Origin of the sequence: Klebsiella sp. S69 (assembly GCF_016516145.1) — a bacterium.
Taxonomy (GTDB): domain Bacteria; phylum Pseudomonadota; class Gammaproteobacteria; order Enterobacterales; family Enterobacteriaceae; genus Klebsiella; species Klebsiella oxytoca.
On record NZ_JACVUU010000033.1, the window covers coordinates 69,179 to 76,828 of the forward strand.

8 protein-coding genes are annotated in these 7,650 nt (G+C 55.5%); 5 read left to right on the forward strand and 3 right to left on the reverse strand.

Annotated elements, in window-relative coordinates; all coding sequences use genetic code 11:
* Positions 1 to 38 precede the first annotated feature (38 nt).
* Positions 39 to 1,160: a cupin domain-containing protein gene (locus IAE27_RS26485; protein WP_200093080.1), complete on the forward strand. Its 1,122-nt coding sequence runs from the start codon at positions 39 to 41 to the stop codon at positions 1,158 to 1,160.
* A 47-nt stretch (positions 1,161 to 1,207) separates the two neighbouring features.
* Here the strand turns inward: IAE27_RS26485 and pepT are convergent, their stop codons facing one another.
* Complete coding sequence (gene pepT / locus IAE27_RS26490) at positions 1,208 to 2,437, reverse strand: peptidase T (RefSeq protein ID WP_200093082.1); 1,230 nt, start codon at positions 2,435 to 2,437, stop codon at positions 1,208 to 1,210.
* A 257-nt stretch (positions 2,438 to 2,694) separates the two neighbouring features.
* On the opposite strand from pepT, the gene potA reads away from it, so the two are divergent.
* Genes potA through potD form a run of 4 tightly spaced genes read left to right on the forward strand, consistent with a single transcriptional unit; the run spans position 2,695 to position 6,497 of the window.
* Entirely contained in the window at positions 2,695 to 3,831 is a 1,137-nt protein-coding gene (potA, locus tag IAE27_RS26495; protein ID WP_023320723.1) for a spermidine/putrescine ABC transporter ATP-binding protein PotA, read from the forward strand.
* Positions 3,815 to 4,672: a spermidine/putrescine ABC transporter permease PotB gene (potB, locus tag IAE27_RS26500; protein ID WP_200093086.1), complete on the forward strand. Its 858-nt coding sequence runs from the start codon at positions 3,815 to 3,817 to the stop codon at positions 4,670 to 4,672. The genes potA and potB overlap by 17 nt, the downstream gene beginning before the upstream one ends.
* Positions 4,669 to 5,454, forward strand: a complete 786-nt coding sequence (gene potC / locus IAE27_RS26505) for a spermidine/putrescine ABC transporter permease PotC (RefSeq protein ID WP_004101171.1) — start codon at positions 4,669 to 4,671, stop codon at positions 5,452 to 5,454. The genes potB and potC overlap by 4 nt, the downstream gene beginning before the upstream one ends.
* Entirely contained in the window at positions 5,451 to 6,497 is a 1,047-nt protein-coding gene (potD, locus tag IAE27_RS26510; protein ID WP_115239688.1) for a spermidine/putrescine ABC transporter substrate-binding protein PotD, read from the forward strand. The genes potC and potD overlap by 4 nt, the downstream gene beginning before the upstream one ends.
* Positions 6,498 to 6,547: 50 nt before the next feature.
* Here the strand turns inward: potD and IAE27_RS26515 are convergent, their stop codons facing one another.
* Both IAE27_RS26515 and IAE27_RS26520 read right to left on the reverse strand, forming a co-directional pair.
* Positions 6,548 to 6,829 (reverse strand): hypothetical protein, encoded by a 282-nt coding sequence (locus IAE27_RS26515; protein WP_004101168.1) that lies wholly within the window; start codon positions 6,827 to 6,829, stop codon positions 6,548 to 6,550.
* Between the two features lie 328 nt (positions 6,830 to 7,157).
* Positions 7,158 to 7,650, reverse strand: a 493-nt coding sequence (locus tag IAE27_RS26520) for a transketolase-like TK C-terminal-containing protein (protein ID WP_320159733.1), incomplete at its 5' end; no start/stop codon positions are given.

Genomic DNA, 7,650 nt, shown 5'->3' on the forward strand with positions numbered 1-7,650 from the left:
TTATAATCCCTGACAGACACCTGCTGTGGAATATAAATATGGATTATCAATTAACGCTTAACTGGCCCGACTTTATCGAACGCTACTGGCAAAAACGCCCGGTAGTGCTGAAACGGGGCTTTGCTAATTTCGTCGATCCGTTAAGCCCGGACGAGCTGGCCGGACTGGCGATGGAGAGCGAAGTCGACAGTCGCCTGGTCAGTCATCAGGACGGTAAATGGCAGGTCAGCCACGGTCCGTTTGAGAGCTACGACCATCTGAGCGAAAATAACTGGTCGCTGCTGGTACAGGCGGTCAATAACTGGCACCAGCCGACGGCGGCGCTGATGCACCCGTTCCGCGCCCTTCCCGACTGGCGCATTGACGATCTGATGATCTCGTTTTCCGTTCCGGGAGGCGGCGTCGGCCCGCATCTCGACCAATACGACGTGTTTATCATTCAGGGTACCGGTCGCCGCCGCTGGCGCGTGGGCGAAAAGGTGCCGATGAAGCAACATTGTCCGCACCCGGACCTGCTGCAGGTCGACCCGTTTGAAGCCATTATCGATGAAGAGATGGAGCCCGGCGATATTCTCTATATCCCACCGGGGTTCCCGCACGAAGGCTACTCGCTGGAAAACTCGCTCAACTATTCGGTCGGCTATCGCGCGCCTAACGCCCGCGAGCTGTTCAGCGGCTTTGCCGATTATATTCTGCAGCGTGAACTGGGTAGCCAGCGCTACGCCGACCCGGACGTGCCGTCGCGCGAGCATCCTGCGGATATTCTGCCCATCGAGCTGGACCGCCTGCGCGATATGATGCTGGGTTTAATTAATCAGCCAGAGCACTTTAAGCAGTGGTTTGGCGAATTTATTACTCAGTCCCGCCACGAGCTGGACGTGGCGCCGCCGGAGCCGCCGTACCAGCCGGATGAGATTTACGATGCCCTGCAGCAGGGGGATAAGCTGACACGTCTCGGCGGCCTGCGCGTGCTGCGAATTGATGGTGAGGTGTTCGTCAATGGCGAGAAAATTAACTCTCCGCACCGCCCGGCGCTGGACGCGCTGGCAACCCACCTGACGCTCAATGCAGAGCATCTTGGCGATGCGCTGGAAGATCCCTCCTTCCTCGCCCTGCTGGCCGCGCTGGTCAACAGCGGCTACTGGTTCTTTGAGGACTAAGTCTTTGGTTCGCCCGGTAGCGGCTAACGCCTTACCGGGCCTGTACGTTACGCGCCTCGTTTTGCCGTTAGCTCGGCGATGCGCACAATCACCTGCACCGCCTTCTCCATGCCTTCGAGCGTCACAAACTCATGCTTGCCGTGGTAGTTATAGCCGCCGGTAAACAGGTTCGGGCACGGCAGCCCCATAAAGGAGAGCTGGGCGCCGTCGGTACCGCCGCGAATCGGCTTCATCTGCGGATCGATTTGGCAATCCACCATCGCCTGACGGGCAATCTCCACCACGTGCGGATGCGCCATCACCTTCTCATGCATATTGTAATAGCTGTCTTCGATGACCAGCTCAATATAACAATCCGGATGCAGCCCTTTGCCGACCTTTTTGGCGATCTCCATCATTTTGCGCTTGCGGGCTTCAAACTGCTTACGGTCAAAGTCGCGGATGATGTAGTGCATGTCGGCGCGATCCACCGTGCCTTTGATACTGGCCAGATGATAGAAGCCCTCATAGCCTTCGGTGGCTTCCGGCGCTTCGTCAGCAGGCACCTCGGCATGGATACGCGCCGCCAGCGACAGGGCGTTGACCATCACTCCTTTCGCGGTGCCAGGATGCACATTATTGCCCACGATCTTAATCGTAACCGACGCGGCGTTAAAATTCTCAAACTCCAGTTCGCCCACGCCGCCGCCGTCGACGGTATAGGCCCAGCGGGCATCAAACGCGGCGACATCGAAATGCTTCGCCCCTTTGCCCACCTCTTCGTCTGGCGTAAAGGCCACGCGGATATCGCCGTGGGGAATCTCCTTCGCCTTCAACGTCGCCAGCGCGGTCATTATCTCCGCGATACCGGCTTTATCATCGGCGCCGAGCAGCGTTTTACCATCGGTGGTAATCAGCGTCTGCCCCAGCAGCTGGTGCAGTACCGGGAACATCACCGGCGAAAGCACCTCATCGCCAATACCGAGTGCGATATCACCGCCGCGATAGTTTTCTACGATCTGCGGATTGACGTTCTTGCCGCTGAAGTCAGGCGACGTGTCGACGTGGGAAATAAAGCCAATCGCCGGAATATCGCCCGCAACGTTAGCTGGCAGGGTGCCCATGACCGTCCCTTTTTCACTCAGCGTCACGTTCACGAGTCCCATTTCTTCAAGCTGCGCCTGAAGCAGCCGTAACAGCTTCCACTGTCCTTCCGTGCTCGGTACCTGCCGCACGCCAGGCTTCGACTGCGTGTCCAAAGAAACGTACTGCAAAAAACGCTCAAGCAATTTATCCATGTAGCCACCCTCTTCTTTTGTGACAACATTATTGATAAGCCGGAAAAGACAAATATTGCGTCAGGTCATTTTTAGCCCGGCAAATGAGAATTTAATACATTTCGAACGATAATGTTGTAAAGGTAGCTCATCATGGCGCATCAATCATTGGCGATTACAGGCGTTTGCCGTAGAATGCTCGGCCTTATTATTTTATGTGCAAACCCAAAGGTGGTTAACCACAAACCCCGCATCGGTAAGCTTTCCGCTGCGTCTACATGGGACAGAGTCAAAAATTGAATATACAACCGCGTTCGCGTTCTCCGCTGGTTCAGCTGACGGAAATTCGCAAAAGCTTTGATGGTAAAACGGTAATCTCCGGCCTCAATCTGACCATCAACAACGGTGAGTTTCTCACCCTGCTTGGCCCCTCTGGCTGCGGTAAAACAACCGTTCTTCGTCTTATCGCCGGACTGGAAACCGTCGATAGCGGCCGAATCCATCTCGAAGATCAAGATATCACCCATATCCCGGCGGAAAACCGCCACGTGAACACCGTCTTTCAAAGCTATGCGCTCTTTCCGCACATGACGGTGTTTGAGAACGTCGCCTTCGGCCTGCGGATGCAGAAAACCCCGCCGGCGGAAATCGCTCCCCGCGTCCACGACGCCCTGCGAATGGTGCAGCTTGAAGAGTTCGCCCAGCGCAAACCGCATCAGCTTTCCGGCGGACAGCAGCAGCGCGTGGCGATTGCCCGCGCGGTGGTTAACAAACCGCGCCTGCTGCTGCTGGATGAATCCCTCTCAGCGCTTGATTATAAACTGCGTAAACAGATGCAGAACGAGCTGAAGGCGCTGCAGCGTAAACTCGGCATCACCTTCGTCTTCGTCACCCACGATCAGGAAGAGGCGCTGACCATGTCCGACCGTATCGTGGTGATGCGCGATGGCAAAATCGAGCAGGACGGCACGCCGCGCGAAATCTATGAAGAGCCGAAAAACCTGTTTGTCGCCAGCTTTATTGGCGAAATCAACATCTTCAACGCCACGGTCATCGAGCGGATTGACGAGCAGCGGGTGCGTGCCAGCGTAGAAGGCCGCGAATGCAATATCTACGTCAACTTCGCCGTTGAAAAAGGCCAGCGGCTCAACGTGCTGCTGCGCCCGGAAGACCTGCGCGTTGATGAGATCCACCACAGTAATGAAGCCGATGGCCTGATAGGCTATATCCGCGAACGCAACTATAAAGGAATGACGCTGGAATCGGTGGTCGAACTGGAAAACGGCAAAATGGTCATGGTCAGCGAATTCTTCAATGAAGACGACCCTGATTTTGACCACTCTCTCGACCAGAAAATGGCCATTAACTGGGTAGAAAGCTGGGAGGTTGTGCTGGCCGATGAAGAACACCAGTAAATTCCAGAATGTGGTGATTGCCACCATCGTGGGTTGGCTTGTGCTGTTTGTCTTTCTGCCCAACCTGATGATTATCGCCACCAGCTTTCTGACCCGCGACGATACCAACTTCGTCAAGCAGGTCTTTACGCTGGATAACTACGCGCGCCTGCTCGATCCGCTCTACTACGACGTGCTGCTGCATTCGTTGAATATGGCGTTCATGGCGACCCTGGCCTGTCTGGCGCTTGGCTACCCTTTCGCCTGGTTTCTGGCAAGGCTGCCGGAGAAGGTACGCCCGCTGATGCTGTTTCTGCTGATTGTGCCGTTCTGGACCAATTCGCTGATTCGTATCTACGGACTGAAAATTTTCCTCAGCACCAAGGGCTATCTGAACGAATTTTTATTATGGCTGGGCGTCATTGATACGCCGCTGCGCATCATGTATACGCCATCGGCGGTCATTATCGGCCTGGTCTATATTCTGCTGCCGTTTATGGTGATGCCGCTCTACTCCAGCATCGAAAAGCTCGATTGTCCGCTGCTGGAAGCGGCGAAAGATCTCGGCGCCAATAAACTACAAACCTTTATCCGCATCATCATTCCGCTGACCATGCCGGGCATTATTGCCGGCTGCCTGCTGGTGATGCTTCCGGCAATGGGGCTGTTCTACGTGTCTGACCTGATGGGCGGCGCGAAAAACCTACTGATTGGTAACGTCATTAAGAGCCAGTTCCTCAACATCCGCGACTGGCCGTTCGGTGCGGCGACCAGCATTACGCTAACGCTGGTGATGGGCCTGATGCTGCTGATTTACTGGCGCGCAGCGCGTTTACTGAATAAAAAGGTGGAGCTGGAATGATCGGTCGACTGCTGCGCGGCGGCTTTATGACCGCTATTTACGCGTATCTCTACATTCCCATTATTATCCTGATCGTTAACTCGTTTAACAGTTCGCGCTTCGGCATTAACTGGCAGGGTTTTACCACCAACTGGTATAGCCTGCTGATGAATAACGACAGTCTGCTGCAGGCAGCGCAGCACTCGCTGACCATGGCGGTGCTGTCGGCGACTTTCGCTACGCTTATCGGATCGCTGACCGCCGTCGCGCTGTACCGCTATCGCTTTCGCGGCAAGCCGTTCGTCAGCGGGATGCTGTTTGTAGTGATGATGTCCCCGGATATCGTGATGGCGATTTCGCTGCTGGTGCTGTTTATGCTGATCGGTATTCAGCTGGGATTCTGGTCGCTGCTGTTTTCCCACATCACCTTTTGCCTGCCCTTCGTGGTGGTCACGGTGTTTTCGCGCCTGAAAGGTTTTGACGTGCGGATGCTGGAAGCAGCGAAAGATCTCGGCGCCAGCGAAATGACGATTCTGCGAAAGATCATTTTGCCGCTGGCGCTGCCCGCGGTGGCTGCAGGGTGGCTGCTGAGCTTCACCCTGTCGATGGATGATGTGGTGGTCTCTTCGTTTGTAACCGGGCCGGGCTATGAGATCCTGCCGCTGAAGATCTATTCGATGGTCAAAGTTGGGGTATCGCCAGAGGTCAATGCGTTGGCGACGATTCTGTTGGTTCTGTCGCTGGTGATGGTCATTGCCAGCCAGATAATTGCACGTGATAAAACTCAGGGGACGTTAAAATGAAAAAATGGTCACGCCACCTGCTCGCTGCGGGCGCTCTGGCAATCGGGATGAGCGCCGCGCACGCGGACGATAGCAAAACGCTCTATTTCTACAACTGGACCGAATATGTCCCGCCGGGGCTGCTGGAGCAATTCACCAAAGAGACCGGCATCAAGGTGATCTATTCGACCTACGAGTCGAACGAAACCATGTATGCCAAGCTCAAAACCTATAAAGACGGCGCTTATGACCTGGTGGTACCTTCCACCTACTTCGTCGACAAAATGCGTAAAGAGGGCATGCTGCAGAAGATCGATAAGAGTAAGCTGAGCAACTTCGGCAATCTCGATCCTGAAATGCTCAATAAACCGTTCGACCCGAATAACGATTACTCTATTCCGTACATCTGGGGCGCGACGGCCATCGGAATCAATAGCGATGAGATCGATCCGAAAACCGTTACCAGCTGGGCGGATCTATGGAAGCCAGAGTATAAGAGCAGCCTGCTGCTGACCGACGACGCGCGCGAAGTGTTCCAGGTCGCGCTGCGTAAACTGGGCTACTCCGGCAATACTACCGATCCGAAAGAGATTGAAGCGGCCTATAACGAGCTGAAAAAACTAATGCCGAACGTCGCGGCGTTCAACTCCGATAACCCGGCGAACCCGTATATGGAAGGCGAGGTAAATCTCGGCATGGTGTGGAATGGCTCCGCGTGGGTTGCGCGTCAGGCCGGTACGCCGCTGGAAGTCGTGTGGCCAAAAGAAGGCGGCATCTTCTGGATGGATAGCCTGTCGATTCCGGCCAATGCCAAAAACGTCGACGGCGCGCTGAAGCTGATCAACTTCCTGCTGCGCCCGAAAGTGGCCAAACAGGTTGCAGAAACTATCGGTTACCCGACGCCAAACCTGGCCGCGCGTAAAATGCTGAGCCCGGAGGTCGCCAATGATAAATCACTCTATCCGGACGCCGCGACGATTCAGAAAGGCGAATGGCAGAACGATGTCGGCAGCGCCAGCACGCTTTATGAAGAGTATTATCAGAAGCTAAAAGCGGGTCGTTAATCATCTCACAGGCCGGGTAGCATTACCCGGCCTCTTCGGGAGGACCGCCGCTAGCTTCTCAGCGGATGTATTCTCGACTTTATTAGCGCTTCCTCAACGTCAAAATCGGCCAGCGAATAGTTGGTCGCCACCAGATAAAATCGTCCATCCTGCGCCGGATATTCATGTACTTTGTAGTTCGCCATTTTCGGCTGCGCAGCAGAAGCGTCCCCCCTGCCGGAACCGGCGGCGTATTTCGAACGGACCCGCAGAGAGTGGCTTTTAATATCCCGATGGATTTCGCCGTGATGCTCGTCGCCGAGGATCAGGTAGTCAACATACTCAGTGGCCATGGTGTTATTCCTTCTCTGTTGTCCGAGTTAAGAAACATGCCACAAATGTCTGTCTGATACTGTTTTGTTAATCACAACGTTACATATATGTGAAATAGACAATCAACATTATAACGGCCCTCCCACCAGACAGCGATGAGGGGCCGGATTTTAACGGTCGAAAATAACAACAGTGCTTTTGCTCTGGCAACCGCGTTGTCTACGGTGAAGCCAGATTCTTTTCCCGCTGGCGGTGCCGCGCACCGGTCCGGACTACCCGACCGCGCTGGCCCTGTAGCCCGGGCAAGGCGCGGCTTTACCGCGCCGCCCCCCGGGAAGGGGGAAAGGACTACAGCAGCGCTTTCGCTTTCGCGACAACGTTGTCCACGGTGAAGCCAAACTCTTCAAACAGCTGCTCCGCCGGCGCTGACTCACCGAAGGTGGTCATGCCAACGATCGCGCCGTTCAGGCCCACGTATTTGAACCAGTAGTCGGCGATACCCGCTTCGATGGCCACGCGCGCAGAGACCGCTTTCGGCAGCACCGCTTCACGGTAAGCCGCATCCTGCTTGTCGAACGCGTCGGTGGACGGCATGGAAACCACGCGCGCCTTCACGCCTTCGGCAGTCAGTTTTTCGTAAGCGGCAACCGCCAGCTCCACTTCAGAGCCGGTGGCGATGAAGATCAGCTCCGGCTGACCGGCGCAATCTTTCAGCACGTAGCCGCCGCGGGCGACGTTCGCCAGTTGCTCTTCGGTGCGCTCCTGCTGCGCCAGGTTCTGACGCGACAGAATCAGCGCGGTCGGGCCGTCCTGACGCTCTACGCCGTATTTCCACGCGATG

Bases quoted from the DNA above. Each gene is read 5' to 3' on its own strand.
- IAE27_RS26485 (WP_200093080.1), top strand. From the start codon at position 39: ATGGATTATCAATTAACGCTTAACTGGCCCGACTTTATCGAACGCTAC.
- pepT (WP_200093082.1), bottom strand. From the start codon at position 2,437: ATGGATAAATTGCTTGAGCGTTTTTTGCAGTACGTTTCTTTGGACACG.
- potA (WP_023320723.1), top strand. From the start codon at position 2,695: ATGGGACAGAGTCAAAAATTGAATATACAACCGCGTTCGCGTTCTCCG.
- potB (WP_200093086.1), top strand. From the start codon at position 3,815: ATGAAGAACACCAGTAAATTCCAGAATGTGGTGATTGCCACCATCGTG.
- potC (WP_004101171.1), top strand. From the start codon at position 4,669: ATGATCGGTCGACTGCTGCGCGGCGGCTTTATGACCGCTATTTACGCG.
- potD (WP_115239688.1), top strand. From the start codon at position 5,451: ATGAAAAAATGGTCACGCCACCTGCTCGCTGCGGGCGCTCTGGCAATC.
- IAE27_RS26515 (WP_004101168.1), bottom strand. From the start codon at position 6,829: ATGGCCACTGAGTATGTTGACTACCTGATCCTCGGCGACGAGCATCAC.